Source organism: Pseudomonas parakoreensis (genome assembly GCF_021602155.1).
Taxonomy (GTDB): Bacteria; Pseudomonadota; Gammaproteobacteria; order Pseudomonadales; family Pseudomonadaceae; genus Aquipseudomonas; species Aquipseudomonas parakoreensis.
The window spans coordinates 1-22,634 of sequence record NZ_BQHY01000013.1 but is presented as its reverse complement, the minus strand read 5'-3'; the positions used below and the strand labels follow the sequence as shown (position 1 = coordinate 22,634).

Below are 22,634 nucleotides of genomic sequence, written 5' to 3'. Positions count from 1 at the left end.
AGCGCTTCGCACTCCAGCGGGAGCAAGCTCCCTCGCCACAGGCGTCTAGTAGAAACATCGAACGCTGTGATGCCACCAAGGTCTGCTCCCTATACCCCCGAATTCATCATTCACAGGAGACGCTGACATGTCCGACCCTCTGACCCTCAATCAACGCTTTGTCCTCGCCTCGCGCCCGGTCGGTGCGCCAACCCCGGAAAACTTCCGTCTGGAGCGCGAAGCGTTGCCTGACCTGCAAGACGGCCAGGTGCTACTCAAGACCCTGTACCTGTCGCTGGACCCCTACATGCGCGGACGCATGAGTGACGCACCGTCCTACGCCGCGCCGGTACAAATCGGCGAAGTGATGACCGGTGGTGCTGTCAGCCGAGTCGAGGATTCGCGTCATCCGAAATTCCACCAAGGCGATCTGGTGGTCGGCCTCACCGGCTGGCAGAGCCACAGCATCAGCGATGGGCGCAACATCATGCCGATCCCGTCCGGCCTGCCGAGTCCGTCGATGGCGCTTGGCGTGTTGGGCATGCCGGGTATGACTGCGTATATGGGGCTGATCGACATCGGTCAGCCGAAAGAAGGTGAAACGCTTGTCGTGGCTGCTGCGTCCGGCGCCGTCGGCTCGGTGGTGGGTCAAGTGGCAAAAATCAAAGGCCTGCGCGCCGTGGGTGTGGCCGGTGGTGCCGACAAATGCCAATACGTGGTCGAGGAGCTGGGTTTCGATGCCTGCATCGATCACAAGGCGCCGGACTTTGCCGAGCAACTGGCCAAAGCCTGCCCGAACGGCATCGATATCTATTATGAAAACGTGGGCGGGCATGTGTTCGATGCGGTGGTGCCGCTGCTCAATCCCAAGGCGCGCATTCCGCTGTGCGGGCTGATTGCCGGTTACAATGCCACTGAAGCGCCGCAAGGTCCGGATCGCCTGCCGATGCTGCAGCGTACGTTGCTGACCAAGCGTGTGCGGATTCAGGGCTTCATCGTGTTTGATGACTACGGCGACCGTCAGCCGGAGTTCATCAGCCACATGGTGCCGTGGGTGCGCGACGGCAAGGTGAAATTCCGCGAAGACGTGGTGGAAGGTCTGGAGCAGGCGCCCGAGGCGTTTATCGGTCTGCTGGAGGGGCGCAACTTCGGCAAACTGGTGGTGAAGGTCGCCCAGGACTGAGCATTTGACGCTGGCCGGAGGCGCGGGTATAAACCGCGTCTCGTTGTTTTGTCGGACTTTTTACCCATGAGCTTCAGCCCTTTGATTCGCCAACTGATCGACGCCCTGCGCACCTTGCCCGGCGTGGGTCAGAAAACCGCCCAGCGCATGGCGTTGCAGTTGCTCGAACGTGACCGCAGCGGCGGCACGCGCCTGGCCCAGGCTTTGAGCCAGGCCATGGAAGGGGTGGGTCACTGCCGTCAGTGCCGCACGCTGACCGAAGACGATCTGTGCCCGCAATGCGCCGACACGCGCCGCGACGACACGCTGCTGTGCGTGGTGGAAGGGCCGATGGACGTGTATGCGGTGGAGCAAACGGGTTTCCGTGGGCGCTACTTCGTGCTCAAAGGCCACCTGTCGCCGCTCGACGGCCTGGGGCCGGAAGCCATCGGTATTCCGCAGTTGATGACGCGCATCGAAGAGGCTGGCACCTTTACCGAAGTCATCCTCGCCACCAACCCGACGGTCGAAGGTGAGGCGACCGCGCATTACATCGCCCAGCTTCTGGCCAACAAAGGCCTGATCGCCTCGCGGATTGCCCACGGTGTGCCGCTGGGGGGTGAGCTGGAGCTGGTGGATGGCGGGACGCTGGCGCATTCGTTTGCCGGGCGTAAGCCGATTTCCCTCTGACAGGTGTATCGCCTGATCTGGCCCCATCGCTGGCAAGCCAGCTCCCACAGTGATTTCGGTCGTTCACAAATGTTGTGCACACTAAAGAAACCTGTGGGAGCTGGCTTGCCAGCGATGGGCGCACCTCGATTTGGCTGATTCACACAATTGTGTTGAAAACCAAGCAAGCGCTCGGTTAACGTCGGCCAACCCTTCGATGGAGTTCGCCGATGCCTGCCTTCCAGGAATACTTCGACCCCAGCCACCAAATGGTTCGCGACAGCGTCAGACGTTTCGTCGAGCGCGAGATCCTGCCAGACATTGACGCGTGGGAAGAAGCCGAAAGCTTTCCCCGTGAGCTGTACCTGAAGGCCGGGGCGGCGGGGATTCTTGGCATCGGTTATCCCGAAGCGCTGGGTGGCAGCCACGAAGGTGATCTGTTCGCCAAGGTTGCCGCCAGCGAAGAACTGATGCGCTGCGGTTCCGGTGGTCTGGTCGCCGGTCTCGGTTCGCTGGATATCGGCCTGCCACCGATCGTCAAATGGGCCCGGCCCGAGGTGCGCGAGCGTGTCGTGCCGCAGGTGCTCAGCGGCGAGAAAATCAGTGCGTTGGCGATTACCGAACCCGGCGGGGGTTCCGACGTCGCCAACCTGCAAACCCGCGCCGTGCGTGACGGCGACGTCTACCGGGTCAGCGGCAGCAAGACCTTCATTACCAGTGGCGTACGCGCCGATTTCTACACCGTCGCCGTGCGCACCGGAGCGCCGGGTTTTGGCGGCGTCAGCCTGCTGTTGATCGAGAAGGGCACCCCCGGCTTCACCGTCGGCCGCCAGTTGAAAAAAATGGGCTGGTGGGCCTCGGACACCGCTGAGCTGTTCTTCGACGATTGCTGGGTGCCTGTGGGCAATCTGATTGGCGCCGAGAACATGGGTTTTGCCTGCATCATGGGCAATTTCCAGAGCGAACGGCTGGCGCTGGCGTTGATGGCCAACATGACCTCGCAGCTCGCCCTCGAAGAAGCGCTGAAATGGGCGCGCGAGCGTGAAGCATTCGGCAAGCCGATCGGCAAGTTTCAGGTGATCAAACATCGGTTGGCCGAAATGGCCACGGCGCTGGAAGTGTCACGCGAGTTCACCTATCGGCAAGCGGCGAAAATGGCGGCGGGGCAGAGCGTGATCAAGGAAATTTCCATGGCCAAGAACGTCGCCACGGACACCTCGGACCGGATCACCCGCGAAGCGGTGCAGATCCTCGGTGGCCTGGGTTACATGCGCGAGAGCCTGGTGGAGCGGCTGTATCGGGATAACCGCATTCTGTCGATCGGCGGCGGGACGCGGGAAGTGATGAACGAAATCATCAGCAAGCAGATGGGGCTTTAAAAGCAAAAGATCGCAGCCTTCGGCAGCTCCTACAGGGAAACGCATCCCTTGTAGGAGCTGCCGAAGGCTGCGATCTTTTGATCTTTACTATTTATCGGTCAAAGCAAACTGCGTCAGACAGAAAGTAGGGATGCCCATGTCTTCCAGACGCTGCGAACCGCCAAGCTCTGGCAGATCGATAATCGCCGCCGCCTCATGCACCCGCGCGCCCATGCGGCGGATCAGGTTGGCCGCTGCGATCAGCGTGCCACCGGTGGCAATCAGATCATCGAACATCACCACCGAATCACCTTCGCACAGGCTGTCGGCGTGGACTTCGAGGAACGCTTCGCCGTATTCGGTCGCGTAACCTTCGGCCAACACGTCCGCCGGCAGTTTGCCCTGCTTGCGGAACAGCACCAGCGGCTTGTTCAACTGGTAGGCCAGCACCGAACCGATCAGGAAGCCGCGCGCATCCATCGCGCCGATGTGGGTGAAGTCGGCTTCCACATAGCGGTGGGCGAAGCTGTCCATCACCAGGCGCAGGGCCTTGGGCGACTGGAACAGCGGGGTGATGTCGCGAAAGATCACGCCCGGTTTCGGGAAGTCGATCACGGGGCGGATCAGGGATTTGATGTCGAAGGAGTCGAAGACCATCGTCGAGGTGTCCTGGCAGGGCTGCAAACGGCGCAGTATACCCGCAGCTGAAACGCTTCGCTCAACCGCGGATCGAGATCAGCCTTCCAGCGAGCCGCCGGCCAGGGCGCAGAGCTGGATCGGGTCGAGGATGTGGATCTCCTTGCCCTCGGCGGCGATCAGCTCGTTCTGCTGGAAGCGCGTGAACACCCGCGACACGGTTTCCACCGCCAGGCCCAGGTAATTGCCGATTTCGTTGCGCGACATGCTCAGGCGGAACTGGTTGGCCGAGAAGCCGCGAGCGCGGAAGCGGGCCGACAGGTTGACCAGAAACGTGGCGATGCGCTCGTCGGCGGTTTTCTTCGACAGCAACAGCATCATTTGCTGATCGTCACGGATCTCGCGGCTCATCACCCGCATCAGCTGCCGGCGCAGCTGCGGCAGTTGCAGGGCCAGTTCGTCGAGGCGTTCGAAAGGGATTTCACAGACCGAGGTGGTTTCCAGGGCTTGGGCCGACACTGGATGTTTCTCGGTGTCCATGCCGGACAGGCCGACCAGTTCGCTCGGCAGGTGGAAACCGGTGAGCTGTTCTTCGCCGGTGTCGCTCAGGCTGAAGGTCTTCAGGGCGCCGGAGCGTACTGCATAAACGGAATCGAAGGTGTCACCCTGGCGGAACAGGAACTCACCCTTTTTCAACGGGCGACCACGTTTAACGATTTCGTCCAGCGCATCCATGTCTTCCAGATTCAGAGAAAGTGGCAGGCAGAGAGGGGCCAGGCTGCAATCCTTGCAATGGGCCTGGTTGTGAGCGCGCAGTTTGACTGGCTCGGACATTTCTTAAATCCTTGTGGGAAAACACACATAAGCCGTAAGGGTAACCCACGGGAGGACATTCAGGCCAGTCTGGGGCGAGATTGCCCTGCGGGCATAAGGCCGCAGGGCAAACAAAGACACGGGGCGTTCGCGATACATCGGTTTCATGAGCAGGGTGTTTCAGATCACCCGCGAGAAACGCTGACGGTTCTGTTGTTCCAGGTACGCGTCGAACACCATGCACACCGAGCGCACCAGCAGGCGTCCGGCCGGCAACACTTCGATGCGCTCGCGCTCCAGCTTGATCAGCCCGTCGTTGGCCATGCCCTGCAGTTGCGGCCACAGTGCGCCAAAATAGCCCTGAAAGTCGATGTTGAACGCTTGCTCGATTTCGGCGAATTCCAGGCTGAAATTGCAGATCAGTTGCTGGATCACCGCGCGGCGCAGGCGATCATCGGCATTGCACACTAGGCCCCGGCTGGTCGCCAGTTGCGCGGCGGCGAGGGTGTTCTGGTACTGGTTCAGATCGCTGTTGTTCTGGCAGTAAAGATCGCCGATCTGACTGATCGCCGACACCCCCAGACCAATCAGGTCGCAATGGCCATGAGTGGTGTAGCCCTGGAAATTGCGCTGCAGGGTCTGTTCTTCCTGGGCAATCGCCAACTCATCGTCGGGCAGGGCAAAGTGATCCATGCCGATGTAGCGATAACCGGCGGCGGTCAGTTGTTCGATGGTGCGCTGGAGCATTTGCAGTTTTTGCGCAGGGCTTGGCAGCTCCTGGCTGTTGATTCGCCGCTGTGGCATGAAGCGCTCCGGCAGGTGCGCATAGTTGAATACCGAGAGCCGGTCCGGTTGCAGGCTGATGACTTCCTCGACGGTTCGCGCGAAATTTTCCGGAGTCTGCTTCGGCAGGCCGTAGATCAGGTCGATGTTGATCGAGCGAAACTGCAGGGTGCGCGCCGCGTCGATCACTGCGCGGGTTTCTTCCAGGCTCTGCAGGCGATTGACCGCCCGTTGCACCGCCGGGTCGAGGTCTTGCAGGCCGATGCTGACCCGGTTGAAGCCGAGTTCGCGCAACAGGCCCATGGTCGACCAGTCGGCCTCGCGCGGATCGATCTCGATGCCGTAGTCGCCGGAGTCATCATCCAGCAGATTGAAGTGTTTGCGCAGGTGCGCCATCAACTGCCGCAGCTCGTCATGGCTGAGGAAGGTCGGGGTGCCGCCGCCGAAGTGCAACTGCTCGACTTTCTGCGCCGGTTCCAGGTGACAGGCAATCAACTGGATTTCCTGTTCCAGGCGTTGCAGATACGGCTGTGCCCGCCCGCGATCCTTGGTGATGACCTTGTTGCAGGCGCAGTAGTAGCAAATATTTGCGCAGAACGGCACGTGCACGTACAGCGACAAGGGGCGCAGCGCCTTGCGACTTTCGCGCAGGGCGTGAAACAGGTCGAAGGTGCCGACCTGACTGTTGAATTGCACGGCCGTCGGGTACGAGGTGTAGCGCGGCCCCGCCAGGTCGTAGCGGCGGATCAGATCAGTGTCCCAACGAATGGCGTCGAGCATGCGGGCATTCCCCCGGATAGGCTGGCAGTGTGGCGAGTCTATCGGGGTGCGGCGACGGGGCTGTTGATTTGCATCAACGGCGGATTGGTAGTGACTGCTTTGTGGTGAGGGGATTTATCCCCGATCGACTGCGAAGCAGTCGTAAACCTGTTTGCAATGTATGAATGGAAGAATGCAGGGGCGCCTCGCACCCCATCGGGGATAAATCCCCTCACCACAATGGATCTTCTCAGGGCTTTGATCGGATCAGTGACCCATCAGCCAATGTTGGTGGGGGCCAGGAAGGGTCCAGATCCCGAACAGAATCACCAGCAAGCCCCCGGCCACGCGCACGCTGCGTTTGCGCAGCAACGCCGTCACCCGCTCGGCAGCCAGCCCTGTCGCGAGCAGCACCGGCCACGTGCCCAGCCCGAACGCCAGCATCAACAGCGCACTGTCCAACGCATTGCCCTGGCTCGCCGACCACAGCAGCGTGCTGTAAACCAGTCCACACGGCAGCCAGCCCCACAGTGCGCCGAGCAGCAGGGCGCGGGGCAAACTCGACACCGGCAGCAAGCGGTTGGCCACCGGCTGAATGTAACGCCACAAGCCACGGCCAAGGCTTTCGATACGGGTCAGGCCGCTCCACCAGCCGGCCAGATACAGGCCCATGGCAATCAACAGCAACCCGGCGAGAATACGCATGAACATCGCCGCCGGACTGTTCGCCACCGCCCAGCCAGCCAGCCCGATCAGCAAACCGGCCGTCGCGTAACTGAGGATCCGTCCGAGGTTGTACGCCAGCAGCAGACGAAAGCGTCGGCTGCGCTGTTCCTTGGGAATCGCCAGAGTCAGCGCGCCCATCAGGCCGCCGCACATGCCCAGGCAATGCCCGCCACCGAGCAGGCCGAGGATCAGCGCAGACACCAGGAGAGGCGCCAGCTCAAGCATGGGGTGGCGCCTTGTCCTGCGGTTTGTCGGATTTGGCTTCGTCGACGGCGGCGGTGTGGTTCGGGTCCTGATCATCGAACAGGATGCTGTGGGCCGGGCCATCAAGGTCGTCATACTGGCCGCTGTCCACCGCCCAGAAGAAGATGTACACAGCGATGGCCACGATCAGCAGGGCGGCGGGGATCATCACGTAAAGAGCTGGCATCGGTACTCCAGGCCCGCGCGGCTCAAGCCGGCAGCGGACGGGTTTCTGAACGGGTGCCGGCAACCGGCGCGCTCGGCAGGCGAGTCAGGCGCAGGGCGTTGAGCACCACGGTCAGCGAACTGATCGACATGCCGACAGCGGCCCACACCGGGGTGATCCAGCCGAGGGCGGCGAACGGCAACATGAGGCCATTGTACAGCGCCGCCCACAGCAGGTTCTCGATGATTACCCGACGGGTTCTGCGCGCTAACGTGAAGGCGTGCACCAGTGCGTCGAGGCGGTTGGACAGCAGCACCGCGTCGGCACTGGTTTTCGCCAGATCGGTGGCCGAACCCATGGCCACGCTGATGTCGGCAGCGGCCAGCACCGGCACGTCGTTGACCCCGTCACCGAGCATCAACACCTTGCGTCCTTCCTGATGAAGTTGTTGCAGCACGCGCAGTTTGTCATCCGGACGCAGACCGCCACGGGCCTCGTCGATACCCAGTTCGGCGGCGACGCTGGCGACCATCGGCGAGCTGTCGCCGGACAGCAGCAATGTGCGCCAGCCACGGGCCTTGCAGGCGGCGAGCAGGGCAGGCGCATCGTCGCGCAGGCGATCGTCGAGGACGAACCATGCCAGCGCTGCCGAGTCATCACCCAGCAGCAGCCACTGACCCGGCTCATCCGGCATCGCCGGCAACGGCGAACCGCTGAGGGCGCAGACAAACTCCGCCTGGCCAATGCGCAAACGCTGTGTGCCTACCCGTCCTTCGAGACCGAGTCCCGGCGTGCTGTGCACATCTTCAGCGGCCAGTGGCGCACGACCGAAGGCGCGGGCAATCGGGTGTTCCGAACGGTTTTCCAGGGCGGCGGCAAGGCTCAGGCACTGGTCGCTGCTGAGTGTGCCCAGCGGGCGAATCGAGCGCAGGACCAGGCGGCCTTCGGTCAGCGTGCCGGTCTTGTCGAAGATCACCGTGTCGATCTGGTTCAGGCCTTCCAGCACATGCCCGCGCGTCAGCAACAGGCCGAGTTTGTGCAGGGTGCCGGTGGCGGCGGTCAACGCCGTCGGGGTTGCCAGTGACAGCGCGCAAGGGCAGGTCGCGACCAGCATCGCCAGGACGATCCAGAACGCCCGCGACGCATCCAGCTGCCACCACAACAAGCCGATGCCCGCCGCCGCAATCAGCGACAACAGCAAGAACCACTGCGCCGCGCGGTCGGCGATTTCCGCCAGGCGCGGTTTCTCGGCCTGGGCGCGATCAAGCAGGCGGACGATGGCCGACAGGCGTGTGTCCTGACCCAGTGCCAGTACTTCGACGGTGAGCGCGCCTTCGACATTCAGCGTGCCCGCGGTGACCGCATCGCCCAGCGTGCGCGGTTGCGGCAGGTATTCGCCGGTCAGCAGCGATTCGTCGATGCTTGACTGGCCATCGAGAATCCTGCCATCCGCCGGCAGGATCGAACCTGGTTGCACCAGCACCCGGTCACCCAGGCGCAGTTCGCTGAGCAGGATGCGTTCGCTCTGGCCGTCGGTGTCGAGACGCAGGCACGAGGCCGGCAGCAGGTTTACAAGCTGCGCGGTGGCAGCGGCGGTGCGCTCGCGGGCACGGCGTTCCAGATATCGCCCGGCGAGCAGGAACAGCGCAAACATCCCGACCGCATCGAAATACAGTTCGCCGACCCCGGTGATCGAGGTCCAGATCCCGGCGATGTAGGCGCTGCCGATGGCCAGCGACACCGAGACGTCCATGGTCAGGTGGCGGGTGCGCAGATCGCGCATCGCGCCCTTGAAGAACGGCGCGCAGCTATAGAACACGATCGGTGTTGTGAGAAATAGCGCGACCCAGCGCAGGATCGTGTGCAATTCGGGGCTAAGGTCGATGTTGAATTCCGGCCAGGTGGCCATGGTCGCCATCATTGCCTGAAACCACAGCAATCCGGCGACGCCAAGCTGGCGCAGGGCCAGGCGATTTTCGCTGGCCAGTTGTTCGCTGGCGCGGTCGGCCTGATACGGGTGGGCGACGTAACCGATGTGGCGCAGCTCGGCGAGGATCTGGCTCAGCGGCAATTGCGCGTCGGCCCATTGCACATGCAGGCGATGGTTGGACAGATTCAGTCGTGCCTCAGCCACTGCCGGCAGAGTGCGCAGGTGTTTCTCGATCAGCCAGCCGCAGGCGGCGCAATTGATGCCTTCCATCAACAGCGTGGTTTCGGCGAGTTCGCCCGCGTGACGGACGAAGGGTTTTTGCACGTCGGCGCGGTCGTACAGCGCCAGTTCATCGGTCAATTGCACCGGCAAGGCTTCGGGGTTGGCCGAGGCTTCGCTGCGATGCTGGTAGTAACTTTCCAGACCGCCGGCCACGATGGCTTCGGCCACGGCCTGACAGCCGGGACAGCAGAACTCGCGGGACTCCCCGAGCACGACGGCGGTGAAGCGACTGCCCGACGGAACGGGCAGGGCGCAGTGGTAGCAGGGGAGTGGGGTGGTCATCGAATATTCGCTAATACTGCTGAATCAACACCATCCTTGTAGGAGCTGCCGCAGGCTGCGATCTTTTGATTTTGTTTTTGAAAGCAAGATCAAAAGATCGCAGCCTGCGGCAGCTCCTACAGGGTTCGGTTTACTTTTTCTGGTCTTCAGCGCCCTGCAACGGTTCGTCACCGAGCAGCAGGTCCTTGTCATGGCTGACCTGTTCTTCTTCGAACATGCGCCACACGTGGTCGTCCTGAGTACCCAGCAATTCGACAAAACGCCGACCTTCGACCTTGTCGCCCAACTGGCCGATGTAACGGCCGGCTTCGGTTTCACTGCGGGTCAGGACAATCTTGCGATCCTTCTCCGGCTGGGTCGGCGAGATCAGGTTCAGTTCCAGGGTTTTTGGCTGGCTGGCACCGCTCAGGCGCAGGTCGACTTCGCCGGTGAGTTCATCCAGATGGACGTTGGCGCGCATCTTCAACTCCTGCGCCAACAGTTCGCGATCCAGCGAGCGGTTGATGCCTTTGCCGGCCTCGTAGTAGTTGTCGTTGACCAGATTGTCCGGGTTGTTCACCGCAATGGTCACCATTGACAGGGTCAACGTCACCGAGCAGGCCAGGATCCCGATGATGATCCATGGCCAGAGGTGCTTGTACCAAGGGCTTGCGGCGTTTGCGGCGGGCATGTTCAGTTCTCTCAACGGGTTTGTGGGCCGATGAATCGGCTCTTGGCTTCAACGTGGACGCTGTCGTCGTCGGCGTCCTTGAGGATGAATTTCACCTCGTTGGTGCTCGACGGCAATTGTTCCGGTGCGCTCGACAACTCCACCGGCATGCTGAAGATTTCGCCGGCCGGGACCGTGATCTCGCGTTTGCCTTGCAGGCGCAGATCCGGCAGGCCAGCGGCCTCCAGCACGTAGGTGTGGTCGCGCTGATCCTTGTTCATGATCTTCAGGCTGTAGACGTTTTCGATCCGGCCTTCGGCGTTCTCGCGGTACAGCACGCGGTCCTTGCTGACGTCGAAGCCGACCAGCGAGCGCATGAAGAATGCGGTCACCAGCAGGCTGATCATCGCCAGCAGCACCACCGCATAGCCGATCAGGCGCGGCCGCAGTTTATGGGTTTTCTGGCCCGAGAGCTTATGTTCGGTGGTGTAGCTGATGAGGCCGCGCGGGTAGTCCATCTTGTCCATGATCGCGTCGCAAGCATCGATGCACGCCGCACAACCGATGCACTCGATCTGCAGGCCGTCGCGGATGTCGATACCGGTCGGGCACACCTGGACGCACATGGTGCAGTCAATGCAATCGCCCAGGCCCATGGCTTTGTAATCGACACCTTTCTTGCGCGGGCCACGGCTTTCGCCGCGACGCGGGTCGTAGGACACGATCAGGGTGTCCTTGTCGAACATCACGCTCTGGAAGCGTGCATACGGACACATGTAGATGCACACCTGTTCGCGCAGCCAGCCAGCGTTGCCGTAGGTGGCGAGGGTGAAGAAGCCGACCCAGAAATACGACCAGCCATCGGCCTGGCCAGTGAAGAAATCGAACACCAGTTCGCGGATCGGCGAGAAGTAGCCGACGAAGGTCATGCCTGTGACGAAACCGATCAGTAGCCACAGCGAATGTTTGGCGAGCTTGCGCAGAAACTTGTTGCCGCTCATTGGCGCTTTATCGAGCTTGATACGCTGGTTGCGATCGCCTTCGGTGACCTTCTCGCACCACATGAAAATCCACGTCCACACGCTTTGCGGACAGGTGTAGCCGCACCAGACGCGGCCGGCGTACACGGTGATGAAGAACAGGCCGAACGCGGCAATGATCAGCAGACCAGACAGCAGGATGAAGTCTTGCGGCCAGAACGTGGCGCCGAAGATGAAGAACTTGCGTTCCGGCAGGTTCCACCACACCGCCTGATGCCCGCCCCAGTTCAGCCACACCGTACCGAAATACAACAGGAACAGCGCAGCGCCGCCCATCATCCGCAGATTGCGGAACAGGCCAGTGAAAGCACGGGTGTAGATTTTTTCTCGAGAGGCGTAAAGGTCGACGCTGTTGTTCGCGTTTTTGCTCGGCGGTGTGACGTCGTGTACCGGAATCTGGTTGCTCATCATTGCATCCCACGGCAGTGGACAAATGCCTCGGTCGATACGTGCCGACCGCGGTCAGAAAGGGGTGTTGCAGTGGCGCAATGATACGCCTGTCGCTCTAACTCAAGGGTGCGACCTTTGGTCGCGTTGGGGAAAAAGCATTATTGGTGTAGCGAATGCAGAAAAGCCTGATGCAGATCAATTGACTTGTTGAGTATGGACGGTTTTGCAGTGGCAGCTAATTCATTGTTCCCACGGATTGATCACGGCGACGCCGCTCGAGCGGAAATCATCGACATTACGCGTGACCACCGTGAGTCCATGCACCAGGGCCGTGGCAGCGATCAATGCATCGCTTTCATTGGTCTGGTCGGGCACATGCAGGCTGGCACAACGTAGCGCTACTGCAGCATCAACCGGCAGGATTCGAGCTTCGAATGCCGGCATGACGTGACGCGTCAGCCAACTGCGCAACAGCTTTCCTTGAGCAGGATCACGCCGTTCCGTTCGCAGGACTCCGGTTTCCAGTTCTTTCAGAGTAATGGCGGAAATGTACAGACACGGGGCGATGACGCCTTTGGCCCAACTGACCACATTGGCATCGGCTTGCGGCTTGCGAAGTTCGGAAATCACATGGATGTCGAGTAAATACATCAGGACAGGTCCACGGGACGATGAATGATGACTGCGCGCTCGGTTTCGAAATCGATGTCGGCAGCCTCCGGCATGACCAACCAATCGACAATGCTTGTGTTTGCGCCGCTCAGTTTCTGATATTCCTCAATGCTCAAAAGAACATGAGAAGCCTTACCACGGTCTGTGATGATCACTGGACCCAGACGCGCAGCCTTTTTGGCGCTGCTGGTGTCCTGATTGAATTCACGGCTGGAGATGGTGGTGATTGCCATCATGGTTGACCTCTCGCTACTCCGCCTTTAGGGCGGCAATCGAGGAAGACAGGACTCAGCCGTCCGTTGGTCGGTCCATGGCTGGCATTAGTCGAGCCAGCCCCGCACAAAGCGCAGGCTGGCTCAGGTTGATTCATACGTGGCTTCAAGACTCAGGGCAGCCTGCCGCCGCCCAGGCTGTCGAGACTGCCGGTATTTCGATGGCGTTTTGTGGTGCTCTTGGAATCGGGTTGTGACGGATTGTCGAATGTCACGGTAATGGTTTCTACAGTTGTTTCCAATGATTCAATTGGTTGATCAGATTCAGTAAGCGGCTGATCAACCGGAAGACAATGTTTGTCGTTATTCAACATAGCGGCTTCATCCTTGAAGTGGCTCCGGTGCGGGTCACCGGGCTGTGGCAGACCCTACAGAGCATGCTGAAACGCGTCCACCGCACATGTGTCTCAAAGTATTAATTTCAACGGCTATGCCAATAACGTAGAAATATAATTAGTTAATTGAGGGCTTTTAATTTTTTATTATTTTCGAATAGCTTGGTGGCTGTTCTGCAGCGTGCGAGTTGCATGTTCGTGTTTTGAAAGTTAACGCAATAATGGAATGATTATGAAAATCAAGGAAGTTAAAAAGCTGTTCGCTTGTCTGTACCTGTTATCGCTGACCTCTCTCGCCAGTGCCAATGAGGGTGTTCCGCAGCACATGGTATTTGCCTCGGACCCGCAATACCCGTGGACGGAAAAATCGGACAGTGGTGAAGATGAGCCGAGCGCGGATTTTGAAAAACGCTCGAAATGGCTGGTGGAGAATCAGTTCGCGAGTATTGCGCAGTTTCGCAACGAGATGGGCGGCCAGGCCAGCGTACCGTTGATGATCAACGGCGACATCACTGCTTTCGGTCATGGCTGGCAGCGCTCCTTCATGAGGACGATGCTGAGCAAATACTTTGGCGATCACTTTCTCTATGGGTTGGGCAATCATGATTATCAAAACAACGTGAATGATTGTTTTAGTGAAAGTTGTGCGGCGGGCAGCATTGTCGATTATCGCGATCATCACGTGGATAAAGTCGATGAGTTCGATCTTGAAGTGAGCGGCAGCTTTTTGAATAAGCACTATCTCGGCAGCCTGGCGTATTCAAAGAATATCGGTGAAGTCCACCTGGTGCAGTTGAATAATGAGCCGACTTACCAGGTGAAGATTTCCCATGCGCTGAATCCGACTTCGTTCGACATCAAACCGTCGCTGGACTGGCTGGAAAATGATTTGCGAATAGCGCGAGCGCAAGGCTACGCGATCATTATCAACATGCACAAACCCTATGACTGGGCAGGCAGTTGGGAGCAACAGAAGCGCTTTCGCGACATGATTGAAAAGTATCAGGTGACGGCGATGTTTGCTGGCCATTACCACGGCGAGGGTGGCAGCCAGACCTACATGGGCAGTGTGCCGATGTTTCTCAGCGGTGCCGCTTCTCAACAGACGTACCTGACGGCGAGCTTTTCCAAAGACCGCAAACAACTGGAGGTGAGTCTGGTCGAGGGTAATCAGTGGCGCAATCGTCAGCCGGTGGCCACAGTCCCGGTGAAATCGATCTGGGCCAGTCGCCCATAAAAAAGCCCCCGCCAGAGCACTGGCGGGGGCTTTATTTTGCGTCAGGCGTTGGCCTTATTGGGCCTCGGCTTCAGCGGGTTTTTCACCGTGGGACAGGCTGTAAACATACGCCGCCAGCAAGTGCACCTTATCGTTGCCTTGCAGTTGTTCCTGCGCAGGCATCTGGCCCTGACGGCCGTAACGGATGGTCTGTTGCAGTTGGGCGAAGCTTGAACCGTAGATGAACGCGGCCGGGTGGGTCAGGTTCGGTGCGCCCATCGCCGGGGTGCCTTTGCCTTCCGGTCCGTGGCAGGCCACGCAGTTGGCGGCGAACAGTTTCTGGCCGTTGGCCGGGTCAGCCTTGGTGCCTTCCGGCAGTTTGCGGCCATCAAGCTGAGTGACCACGAAGGCTGCGACGTCGGCGACGCCTTGCTCGCCAATGACGTCGGCCCAGGCCGGCATCACCGCGTGACGACCGCCCATGATGGTGGTCTTGATGGTTTCCGGCTCGCCGCCCCAGCGCCAGTCGGCGTCGGTCAGGTTCGGGAAGCCATAGGCGCCTTTGGCGTCGGAACCGTGGCACACCGAGCAGTTGGAAGCGAACAGACGGCCACCCATCTTCAGTGCTTGTGGATCCTTGGCGACTTCCTCGATCGGCATCGCCGCGAACTTGGCGAAGATCGGACCGAACTTGGCGTCCGAGCGGGCCATTTCCTTTTCCCACTCGTGCACGCCGGTCCAGCCGGTCTGGCCGTTGGCGAACGCGGTCTGCTTGTCGTTATCAAGGTAGTTGTAGCCCGGCAACAGGCCTTTCCAGTTGCCCAGACCCGGGTACAGCACCAGATAACCGAGGGCGAACACGATGGTGCCCACGAACAGCATGAACCACCATTTCGGCAGTGGGTTGTCGTACTCCTCGATCCCGTCGAAGGAGTGGCCCACGGTCTCTTCCGTCTGCTCGCTGCGCTGGCCCTTGCGGGTCGACAGCAGCAGCCAGGTCAGGGAAAAGATCGTACCGAGACTGAGGACTGTGACGTACAGACTCCAGAATGTAGTCATTCTTTGTTACTCCTAGAAGCTTGCTCGACGTGCTTGATGGCTTCGGGATCATCCGCAAAAGGCAGCAAGGTTGCGTCTTCAAACTCCGACTTGCGCTTGGGGCTGAATACCCACAACGCCAAACCGATGAAGGCCACCATCACGACAACGGTGCCCAGGCCGCGAATCATCCCGATATCCATAAAGAATCACCGTTTGCTTTTGATGATGGTGCCCAGGCCTTGAAGGTAGGCCACCAGCGCGTCCATTTCGGTTTTGCCCTTCACGGCCTCTTTTGCACCGGCGATGTCTTCGTCGGTGTAAGGGACGCCGAGCGTGCGCAACACTTCCATTTTCCTGGCCGTGTCTTTGCCGTCGAGCTTGTTTTCCACGAGGAACGGGTAAGCCGGCATTTTCGACTCAGGCACCACGTTGCGCGGGTTGTACAGGTGCGCACGCTGCCAGTCATCGGAGTAACGACCGCCCACGCGAGCCAGGTCCGGACCGGTACGTTTGGAACCCCACAGGAACGGGTGGTCCCAGACGCTTTCACCGGCGACCGAGTAGTGGCCGTAGCGTTCGGTTTCGGCACGGAACGGACGGATCATCTGCGAGTGGCAGCCGACACAACCGTTGGCGATGTAGACGTCGCGGCCTTCCAGTTCCAGTGCCGAGCGCGGCTTCATGCCTTCGACTGGCTTGTTGGTGACGTCCTGGAAGAACAGCGGAACGATCTGGGTCAGGCCGCCAATGCTGACGGCGATAACCATGAAGAAGGCCAGCAGGCCAATATTCTTCTCGACAGCTTCATGCTTCATCAGTGAGCTCCAACGACAGCGATCTGGGCGGCGGCTTCGGCTTCAACCGGGTTCGAGGCGCGCACGGTGCGCCAGACGTTGTAAGCCATCAGGAACATGCCGCTGGCGAAGAATGCACCGCCCAGGGCACGGACGATGTAGCCCGGGTGGCTGGCCTGCAGCGCTTCGACGAACGAGTAGGTGAGGGTGCCGTCATCGTTGATTGCACGCCACATCAGGCCCTGAGTGATGCCGTTGACCCACATCGAGGCGATGTACAGCACGGTACCGATGGTCGCGAGCCAGAAGTGCGCGTTGATCAGGCCGACGCTGTGCATCTGCGCGCGGCCGAACAGTTTCGGGATCATGTGGTAGATCGCGCCGATCGAGATCATCGCTACCCAGCCGAGCGCGCCGGCGTGTACGTGGCCGATGGTCCAGTCGGTGTAGTGCGAGAGCGAGTTGACGGTCTTGATCGCCATCATCGGACCTTCGAAGGTCGACATGCCGTAGAACGCCAGCGATACCACGAGGAAACGCAGGATCGGGTCGGTGCGCAGCTTATGCCAGGCGCCCGACAGGGTCATCATGCCGTTGATCATGCCGCCCCAGCTCGGTGCCAGCAGGATGATCGACATCGCCATGCCCAGCGATTGCGCCCAGTCCGGCAATGCGGTGTAGTGCAGGTGGTGCGGGCCGGCCCAGATGTACAGGGTGATCAGGGCCCAGAAGTGCACGATCGACAGGCGATAGGAGTAGATCGGACGTTCGGCCTGTTTCGGCACGAAGTAGTACATCATCCCGAGGAAGCCGGTGGTCAGGAAGAAGCCCACGGCGTTGTGGCCGTACCACCACTGGATCATCGCGTCGGTCGCGCCCGAGTAGGCGGAGTAGGACTTGAAGAAACTCACCGGCAAGGAGGCGTGGTTGACGATGTGCAGCATTGCGGTCACGACGATGAACGCGCCGTAGAACCAGTTACCGACATAGATATGCTTGGTCTTGCGCTTGGTGATGGTGCCGAAGAACACCAGCCCGTAGGAGACCCAGACAATGGCCAGCAGAATGGCGAGCGGCCATTCCAGTTCGGCGTATTCCTTGGTGGTGGTGTAGCCCAGCGGCAAGGTAATGATTGCGCCGACGATAACTGCCTGCCAGCCCCAGAAGGTGAAGGCGGCGAGGCTGTCGGAGATCAGTCGCGTCTGGCAGGTTCGCTGCACGACATAGTAGGAAGTGGCAAACAGTGCACAACCACCAAAGGCGAAAATCACCAGGTTTGTGTGCAACGGGCGCAGGCGTCCAAAGCTCGTCCACGGCAGACCGAAGTTCAATTCCGGCCAGACCAGTTGCGAGGCGATGAAGACACCGAGCCCCATGCCAAGGATCCCCCAGACCACCGTCATGATGGCGAACTGGCGGACTACCTTATAGTTATAAGCAGTCGGACTGATTGCTGTGCTCATTCTAAGGTTCCACGGTTTGGGTGTTTTATTAGGATTAAAATCGGCCGCAAGTATGCAGAGAGCAGGGGGTCATTGCAACGCGCCATGACCTGGGTCAATGCTTTCCAACGCTGATTCTGCGGCCTTTCCATACGCCGCGTAAGGACAAAATCGGCCTCGGACAAAATGTCGCAGCGGACGAAAAAAGCGAGGGGTTCAGGTCGGTTGTAACGAGGTGTGTTCGAACGCAGTGATCGGGTGACGGACGGTCATCGACGCGACAGCCGGTATCTACCGGGCTTTGCGCCCTGTCAGTCAGGCGATTTGTCGAACACATCGCTCAAGGTCGACCTGGAACCGGCACGGGCCAGTCCGCATCGAGCAAGCGTAGACCCGAATCGGAGGATTCGAAAGGAGAGGGTGTGACGGGGTGCGACAATGCGTCGCAAAGGGGCGGGATGCTGCCGCATCGAGAACGATGCGGCAGAGGTGTACGCAATGCTTATTGCTTGTTGTCTTCAGTAATAAGTTTTTCTGTATTCAATCCGTGCGACAGGCTGTACACATAAGCGGCCAGCAATTGCACTTTATCGTTGCCCAGCAGTTCGTTCTGCGCCGGCATGTGGCCTTGGCGACCATGGCGAATGGTCTGCTCAAGCTGCGTCAGGCTGGTGCCGTAGATAAATCCGGCCGGGTGCGTCAGGTTCGGCGCACCCATGGCTTCAGTGCCTTGGCCGGTTGCCCCATGACAGGCTACGCAGGTGGTGCTGAACGCTTGCTGTCCGGCCTGCAGGTCAGCCTTGCTGTCGGCCGGCAGCGGCAGGCCGGCCAGTTCGTGACGCACATACGCCGCGACGTTCTTCACCCCGGTCTCGCCGAGCACTTCGCCCCAGGCCGGCATCGCCGCCATCCGCCCACCCATGATGGTGGTCTTGATGGTCTCGGCACTGCCGCCCCAGCGCCAGTCCTTGTCCGCCAGGTTGGGGAAACCGAACGCGCCCTTGGCATCGGAACCGTGGCACACGGAGCAGTTGGAGGCGAACAGTCGGCCACCCATTTTCAGCGCCTGCGGATCCTTCGCCACTTCTTCCACCGGCATGGCGGCGAACTTGGCGAAGATCGGCCCGAATTTGGCGTCGGCCTTGCTCATTTCCTTTTCCCACTCGTGGACACCGGTCCAGCCGTCCTCGTAGCCGGGCAGGATGCCTTTCCAGTTGCCCAGACCCGGATAGAGGATCAAATAGCCCACGGAAAACACCAGCGTGCCGGCGAACAGCATGAACCACCATTGCGGCAGCGGGTTGTCGTACTCCTCGATGCCGTCGAAGCTGTGGCCCATGGTCTGGTCGACGCTGCCCTTGGTCTCGCCCCGGCGCGTGCCGATCAGCAGCCAGGTCAGGCCGATCAGGCTGCCGATGGTCAGTACGCAGATCCACGTACTCCAGAAGGTGGTCATGGCCGGGTACTCCTTGTTTCAGATGCGGGGGTAGTGTCGGGTTGCGGCTCGTCGGCGAACGGCAGCAGACGTGCTTCGGCAAACTCCGGGGTGCGCTTGCGATTGAATACCCACAAGGTCAGACCGACGAAGGCGACGAACACCACGACCGTGCCGAGGCCACGTATGAGGCCTGTGCTCATTTCAATGACCATGGCTCACCTCTTGCTCTTGATCGCAGTGCCAAGCACTTGCAGGTAGGAGACGAGGGCGTCCATCTCGGTCTTGCCCTTGAGGCTGGCGACCGCGCCGCTGATATCGTCGTCTGTGTACGGCACGCCGAGGGTGCGCATGGTCTTGAGCTTGGTTTCGGTGTGGCTGCTGTCGACCGCTTGCGTGACCAGCCACGGGTAGGCCGGCATTTTCGACTCGGGTACCACGTTGCGCGGGTTGTACAAGTGCGCGCGGTGCCAGTCATCCGAGTAACGCGCGCCGACGCGGGCCAGGTCCGGACCGGTACGCTTGGAGCCCCACAGGAACGGGTGATCCCACACGCTCTCACCGGCCACCGAGTAGTGCCCGTAGCGTTCGGTTTCGGCGCGGAACGGGCGAATCATCTGCGAATGGCAACCGACGCAGCCTTCGCGGATGTAGATGTCGCGGCCTTCCAGTTGCAGCGCGGTGTAGGGCTTCATGCCCTCCACCGGTTTGTTGGTGACGTCCTGGAAGAACAGCGGGACGATCTGGGTCAGGCCGCCGATGCTCACGGCAAACACCATCAGCAGCATCAGCAGGCCGACGTTCTTTTCAATCGTTTCGTGTTTCATGGCGGACTCCTCAGGCCATCTGCGCGGCAGCAACGACGTCAGCAGGCTGCGAGGCCCGCACGGTGCGCCAGGTGTTGTAAGCCATCAGGAACATGCCGCTGAGGAAGATCGCCCCACCCACCAGACGTACGATGAAGCCTGGGTGGCTGGCCACCAGGGTTTCGACGAAGGAGTAGGTCAGCGTGCCGTCCTCGTTGACTGCGCGCCACATCAGGCCCTGGGCGATGCCGTTGACCCACATCGAGGCGATGTAGAGCACGGTGCCGATGGTCGCGAGCCAGAAATGCGCGTTGATCAGGCCGATGCTGTGCATCTGCTCTTTGCCGAAGACTTTCGGGATCATGTGGTACAGCGCGCCGATGGAAATCATCGCCACCCAGCCGAGCGCGCCGGCGTGTACGTGGCCGATGGTCCAGTCGGTGTAGTGGGAGAGGGCGTTGACGGTCTTGATCGCCATCATCGGACCTTCGAAGGTCGACATGCCGTAGAACGCCAGCGACACCACGAGGAAGCGCAGGATCGGGTCGCTGCGCAACTTATGCCAGGCGCCCGAGAGGGTCATCATGCCGTTGATCATGCCGCCCCAGCTCGGTGCCAGCAGAATCAGCGACATCACCATGCCCAGCGACTGCGCCCAGTCTGGCAGCGCGGTGTAGTGCAGGTGGTGCGGGCCGGCCCAGATGTACAGGGTGATCAGCGCCCAGAAGTGCACGATCGACAGGCGATACGAATACACCGGACGTTCGGCCTGTTTCGGCACGAAGTAGTACATCATCCCGAGGAAACCGGCGGTGAGGAAAAAGCCTACGGCGTTGTGGCCGTACCACCATTGCACCATCGCGTCGGTCGCACCGGCGTAGACCGAGTAGGACTTGGTGAAACTCACCGGCAACTCGAGGTTGTTGACGATGTGCAGGATCGCCACGGTGATGATGAACGCGCCGAAGAACCAGTTGCCCACATAAATGTGCTTGGTCTTGCGCTGCATGATCGTGCCGAAGAACACGATGGCGTAGGCGACCCAGACGATGGTGATCAGGATGTCGATCGGCCATTCCAGCTCGGCGTATTCCTTGGAGCTGGTATAACCCAGCGGCAGGCTGATCGCCGCCAGCAGGATCACCAGTTGCCAGCCCCAGAAGCAGAACGCGGCGATTTTCGGCGCGAACAATTGCGTCTGGCAGGTGCGCTGCACCGAATAGAACGAACTGGCGAACAGCGCACAACCACCGAAGGCGAAGATCACCGCGTTGGTGTGCAGCGGGCGCAGACGGCCGAAACTGGTCCAGGGCAAATTGAAGTTGAGTTCCGGCCAGACCAATTGGGCCGCGAGAAAAACCCCGAGCCCCATGCCGACGATGCCCCACACCACCGTCATAATGGCGAATTGGCGGACCACCTTGTAGTTGTAGGCGGTACTGATAGAAGTGTTCATGGTTCCCCATCCACGGTTCAGCCGAAGTGAGCGCGCGCAGAAAACGCCGCGAATCCTTCGTCTGGAGTTATAGGCAGACTAAAAGCGAGGCAAGCATGGACAAACAGCACAAGGCCAGTATTGACGGGGATCAATGGGCGCAGTGCGTGCGGGATCACGGGTGGCTTTGGGATGCAGCGTCGGGCGAGGCTTCGGCGACATTGATCCTGGCCCATGGGGCGGGTGCGCCGATGGACAGTGACTGGATGACGGATATGGCTGGGCGCCTTGCTGGGTTGGGCGTGAACGTGTTGCGGTTTGAGTTTCCTTATATGGCGCAGCGGCGTATCGACGGTAGTAAACGGCCGCCTAATCCGGCGCCGAAACTGCTTGAGTGCTGGCGCGAAGTGTTCGCTGAAGTGCGACGTCATGTCGCTGGGGTTTTGGCGGTTGGCGGGAAGTCGATGGGGGGGCGGATGGCCAGTCTCTTGGCCGATGAGTTGGGGGCTGATGCGTTGGTTTGTCTGGGTTACCCGTTTTATGCGGTGGGGAAACCGGAGAAGCCGCGGGTTGAGCATTTGGCTTGTTTGCGGACTCGGACGTTGATTCTTCAGGGGGAGCGGGATGCGCTTGGCAATCGGGAGGCTGTCGAGGCTTACGATCTATCGCCGAGTATTGAGGTGTTTTGGCTGGCCTCTGGGGATCATGATTTGAAGCCGCTGAAGGTTTCCGGGTTTACGCATTCGGATCATTTGGCTTCGGCGGTGGAGAAGGTTGCCGGGTTTCTTCGTTGAGGTTTGGTTTTGGGGTGTATATCCGTTGCTGCGGTTATGGCTGCTTAGGGTTCCGCCCTTACGGCGGGTCACTTTTGGCAAACGCCCCAAAAGTAACCAAAAGGTCTTGCTCCTACGTCCGGCCCGCTCGCTGAGGCTCGGGGTTCCTTCGCTGCGGGATCGATCCGGGGCGCAGCGCCTACGGTTTGCTTCGCTGCACCTCCTCTCGCTGTGTTTGGCTGCGCCAAACGGTCGCTGCGCTCCCACCCCCGGATCAATCCCTCCACTCAGCCTTCCGACGTCGCCCGCGGATCAAGATCAAAAGCGGTACTCGAGCTAACGCTCATCGTGTTGAGTGGTGAGGAGCAAGAGCGGTGCGGGTTCTGTTCTTGCTCTTGTGTGGGAGCCAGCCCGCTGGTGATGGCGGCCTGACAGCCGACCAATCTCTAACTGATGAGACCTGATCCCACTGTGGGAGCTGGCTTGCCAGCGATGGCGGCCTGACAGCCGACCAATCTCTGACTGATGAGACCTGATCCCACTGTA

24 protein-coding genes are annotated in these 22,634 nt (G+C 60.3%); 5 read left to right on the top strand and 19 right to left on the bottom strand.

Features of this window, described 5'->3' with window-relative positions:
- The first annotated feature begins 127 nt into the window (after positions 1-127).
- The 3 genes from L6D63_RS20155 to L6D63_RS20145 all read left to right on the top strand — a co-directional run bounded on the left by L6D63_RS20155 (position 128) and on the right by L6D63_RS20145 (position 3,189).
- Complete coding sequence (locus L6D63_RS20155; RefSeq protein ID WP_131670055.1) at positions 128-1,162, top strand: NADP-dependent oxidoreductase; 1,035 nt, start codon at positions 128-130, stop codon at positions 1,160-1,162.
- A gap of 66 nt (positions 1,163-1,228) precedes the next feature.
- Complete coding sequence (recR, locus tag L6D63_RS20150) at positions 1,229-1,831, top strand: recombination mediator RecR (RefSeq protein WP_095667074.1); 603 nt, start codon at positions 1,229-1,231, stop codon at positions 1,829-1,831.
- 209 nt (positions 1,832-2,040) lie between these two features.
- Entirely contained in the window at positions 2,041-3,189 is a 1,149-nt protein-coding gene (locus L6D63_RS20145; protein WP_131670056.1) for an acyl-CoA dehydrogenase family protein, read from the top strand.
- A gap of 87 nt (positions 3,190-3,276) precedes the next feature.
- Here the strand turns inward: L6D63_RS20145 and L6D63_RS20140 are convergent, their stop codons facing one another.
- The 11 genes from L6D63_RS20140 to L6D63_RS20090 form a co-directional block, all read right to left on the bottom strand.
- On the bottom strand, positions 3,277-3,825 hold the full coding sequence (locus L6D63_RS20140) for an adenine phosphoribosyltransferase (RefSeq protein WP_003223345.1): 549 nt from the start codon (positions 3,823-3,825) through the stop codon (positions 3,277-3,279).
- Between the two features lie 78 nt (positions 3,826-3,903).
- Positions 3,904-4,638 (bottom strand): fumarate/nitrate reduction transcriptional regulator Fnr, encoded by a 735-nt coding sequence (gene fnr, locus L6D63_RS20135; protein ID WP_025110355.1) that lies wholly within the window; start codon positions 4,636-4,638, stop codon positions 3,904-3,906.
- A gap of 159 nt (positions 4,639-4,797) precedes the next feature.
- Positions 4,798-6,180, bottom strand: a complete 1,383-nt coding sequence (gene hemN, locus L6D63_RS20130) for an oxygen-independent coproporphyrinogen III oxidase (protein ID WP_047293078.1) — start codon at positions 6,178-6,180, stop codon at positions 4,798-4,800.
- Positions 6,181-6,426: 246 nt separating this feature from the next.
- Positions 6,427-7,110: a sulfite exporter TauE/SafE family protein gene (locus tag L6D63_RS20125; RefSeq protein WP_047293079.1), complete on the bottom strand. Its 684-nt coding sequence runs from the start codon at positions 7,108-7,110 to the stop codon at positions 6,427-6,429.
- On the bottom strand, positions 7,103-7,315 hold the full coding sequence (gene ccoS / locus L6D63_RS20120) for a cbb3-type cytochrome oxidase assembly protein CcoS (protein ID WP_025110359.1): 213 nt from the start codon (positions 7,313-7,315) through the stop codon (positions 7,103-7,105). Before ccoS ends, L6D63_RS20125 begins: the two co-directional genes overlap by 8 nt.
- Positions 7,316-7,337: 22 nt before the next feature.
- Positions 7,338-9,788: a heavy metal translocating P-type ATPase gene (locus L6D63_RS20115; RefSeq protein WP_131670057.1), complete on the bottom strand. Its 2,451-nt coding sequence runs from the start codon at positions 9,786-9,788 to the stop codon at positions 7,338-7,340.
- A 130-nt stretch (positions 9,789-9,918) separates the two neighbouring features.
- Positions 9,919-10,458 (bottom strand): FixH family protein, encoded by a 540-nt coding sequence (locus L6D63_RS20110; RefSeq protein ID WP_095667071.1) that lies wholly within the window; start codon positions 10,456-10,458, stop codon positions 9,919-9,921.
- Positions 10,459-10,469: 11 nt separating this feature from the next.
- Positions 10,470-11,885: a cytochrome c oxidase accessory protein CcoG gene (ccoG, locus tag L6D63_RS20105; RefSeq protein ID WP_236170378.1), complete on the bottom strand. Its 1,416-nt coding sequence runs from the start codon at positions 11,883-11,885 to the stop codon at positions 10,470-10,472.
- 222 nt (positions 11,886-12,107) lie between these two features.
- Positions 12,108-12,518, bottom strand: coding sequence for a type II toxin-antitoxin system VapC family toxin (locus tag L6D63_RS20100; protein ID WP_131670058.1), 411 nt, complete (start codon positions 12,516-12,518; stop codon positions 12,108-12,110).
- Complete coding sequence (locus L6D63_RS20095; protein ID WP_041067899.1) at positions 12,518-12,772, bottom strand: type II toxin-antitoxin system Phd/YefM family antitoxin; 255 nt, start codon at positions 12,770-12,772, stop codon at positions 12,518-12,520. The genes L6D63_RS20100 and L6D63_RS20095 overlap by 1 nt, the downstream gene beginning before the upstream one ends.
- Positions 12,773-12,924: 152 nt before the next feature.
- The gene (locus L6D63_RS20090; protein WP_080963258.1) at positions 12,925-13,125 is read right to left on the bottom strand and encodes a hypothetical protein; all 201 of its coding nucleotides are present in this window, start codon (positions 13,123-13,125) and stop codon (positions 12,925-12,927) included.
- Between the two features lie 253 nt (positions 13,126-13,378).
- Here L6D63_RS20090 and L6D63_RS20085 point away from each other — a divergent pair, with 253 nt between their 5' ends.
- Complete coding sequence (locus L6D63_RS20085; RefSeq protein ID WP_095667067.1) at positions 13,379-14,383, top strand: metallophosphoesterase family protein; 1,005 nt, start codon at positions 13,379-13,381, stop codon at positions 14,381-14,383.
- Positions 14,384-14,437: 54 nt separating this feature from the next.
- Here the strand turns inward: L6D63_RS20085 and ccoP (L6D63_RS20080) are convergent, their stop codons facing one another.
- The 8 genes from ccoP (L6D63_RS20080) to ccoN (L6D63_RS20045) all read right to left on the bottom strand — a co-directional run bounded on the left by ccoP (L6D63_RS20080) (position 14,438) and on the right by ccoN (L6D63_RS20045) (position 21,336).
- Positions 14,438-15,421: a cytochrome-c oxidase, cbb3-type subunit III gene (gene ccoP, locus L6D63_RS20080; protein ID WP_047293090.1), complete on the bottom strand. Its 984-nt coding sequence runs from the start codon at positions 15,419-15,421 to the stop codon at positions 14,438-14,440.
- Positions 15,418-15,603, bottom strand: coding sequence for a CcoQ/FixQ family Cbb3-type cytochrome c oxidase assembly chaperone (locus L6D63_RS20075; protein ID WP_003175465.1), 186 nt, complete (start codon positions 15,601-15,603; stop codon positions 15,418-15,420). Before L6D63_RS20075 ends, ccoP (L6D63_RS20080) begins: the two co-directional genes overlap by 4 nt.
- A 6-nt stretch (positions 15,604-15,609) precedes the next feature.
- Positions 15,610-16,218, bottom strand: coding sequence for a cytochrome-c oxidase, cbb3-type subunit II (gene ccoO / locus L6D63_RS20070; RefSeq protein WP_041067866.1), 609 nt, complete (start codon positions 16,216-16,218; stop codon positions 15,610-15,612).
- The gene (ccoN, locus tag L6D63_RS20065) at positions 16,218-17,660 is read right to left on the bottom strand and encodes a cytochrome-c oxidase, cbb3-type subunit I (RefSeq protein ID WP_047293093.1); all 1,443 of its coding nucleotides are present in this window, start codon (positions 17,658-17,660) and stop codon (positions 16,218-16,220) included. Before ccoN (L6D63_RS20065) ends, ccoO (L6D63_RS20070) begins: the two co-directional genes overlap by 1 nt.
- A 481-nt stretch (positions 17,661-18,141) precedes the next feature.
- On the bottom strand, positions 18,142-19,095 hold the full coding sequence (gene ccoP / locus L6D63_RS20060; RefSeq protein ID WP_041067872.1) for a cytochrome-c oxidase, cbb3-type subunit III: 954 nt from the start codon (positions 19,093-19,095) through the stop codon (positions 18,142-18,144).
- Positions 19,092-19,289 (bottom strand): cbb3-type cytochrome oxidase subunit 3, encoded by a 198-nt coding sequence (locus L6D63_RS20055; protein ID WP_041067875.1) that lies wholly within the window; start codon positions 19,287-19,289, stop codon positions 19,092-19,094. Before L6D63_RS20055 ends, ccoP (L6D63_RS20060) begins: the two co-directional genes overlap by 4 nt.
- A gap of 3 nt (positions 19,290-19,292) precedes the next feature.
- Complete coding sequence (gene ccoO / locus L6D63_RS20050; protein WP_003223389.1) at positions 19,293-19,901, bottom strand: cytochrome-c oxidase, cbb3-type subunit II; 609 nt, start codon at positions 19,899-19,901, stop codon at positions 19,293-19,295.
- Positions 19,902-19,911: 10 nt separating this feature from the next.
- Positions 19,912-21,336, bottom strand: coding sequence for a cytochrome-c oxidase, cbb3-type subunit I (gene ccoN, locus L6D63_RS20045; RefSeq protein ID WP_041067879.1), 1,425 nt, complete (start codon positions 21,334-21,336; stop codon positions 19,912-19,914).
- Between the two features lie 95 nt (positions 21,337-21,431).
- Here ccoN (L6D63_RS20045) and L6D63_RS20040 point away from each other — a divergent pair, with 95 nt between their 5' ends.
- Positions 21,432-22,109 (top strand): alpha/beta family hydrolase, encoded by a 678-nt coding sequence (locus L6D63_RS20040; protein WP_047293097.1) that lies wholly within the window; start codon positions 21,432-21,434, stop codon positions 22,107-22,109.
- Positions 22,110-22,634: the final 525 nt, after the last annotated feature.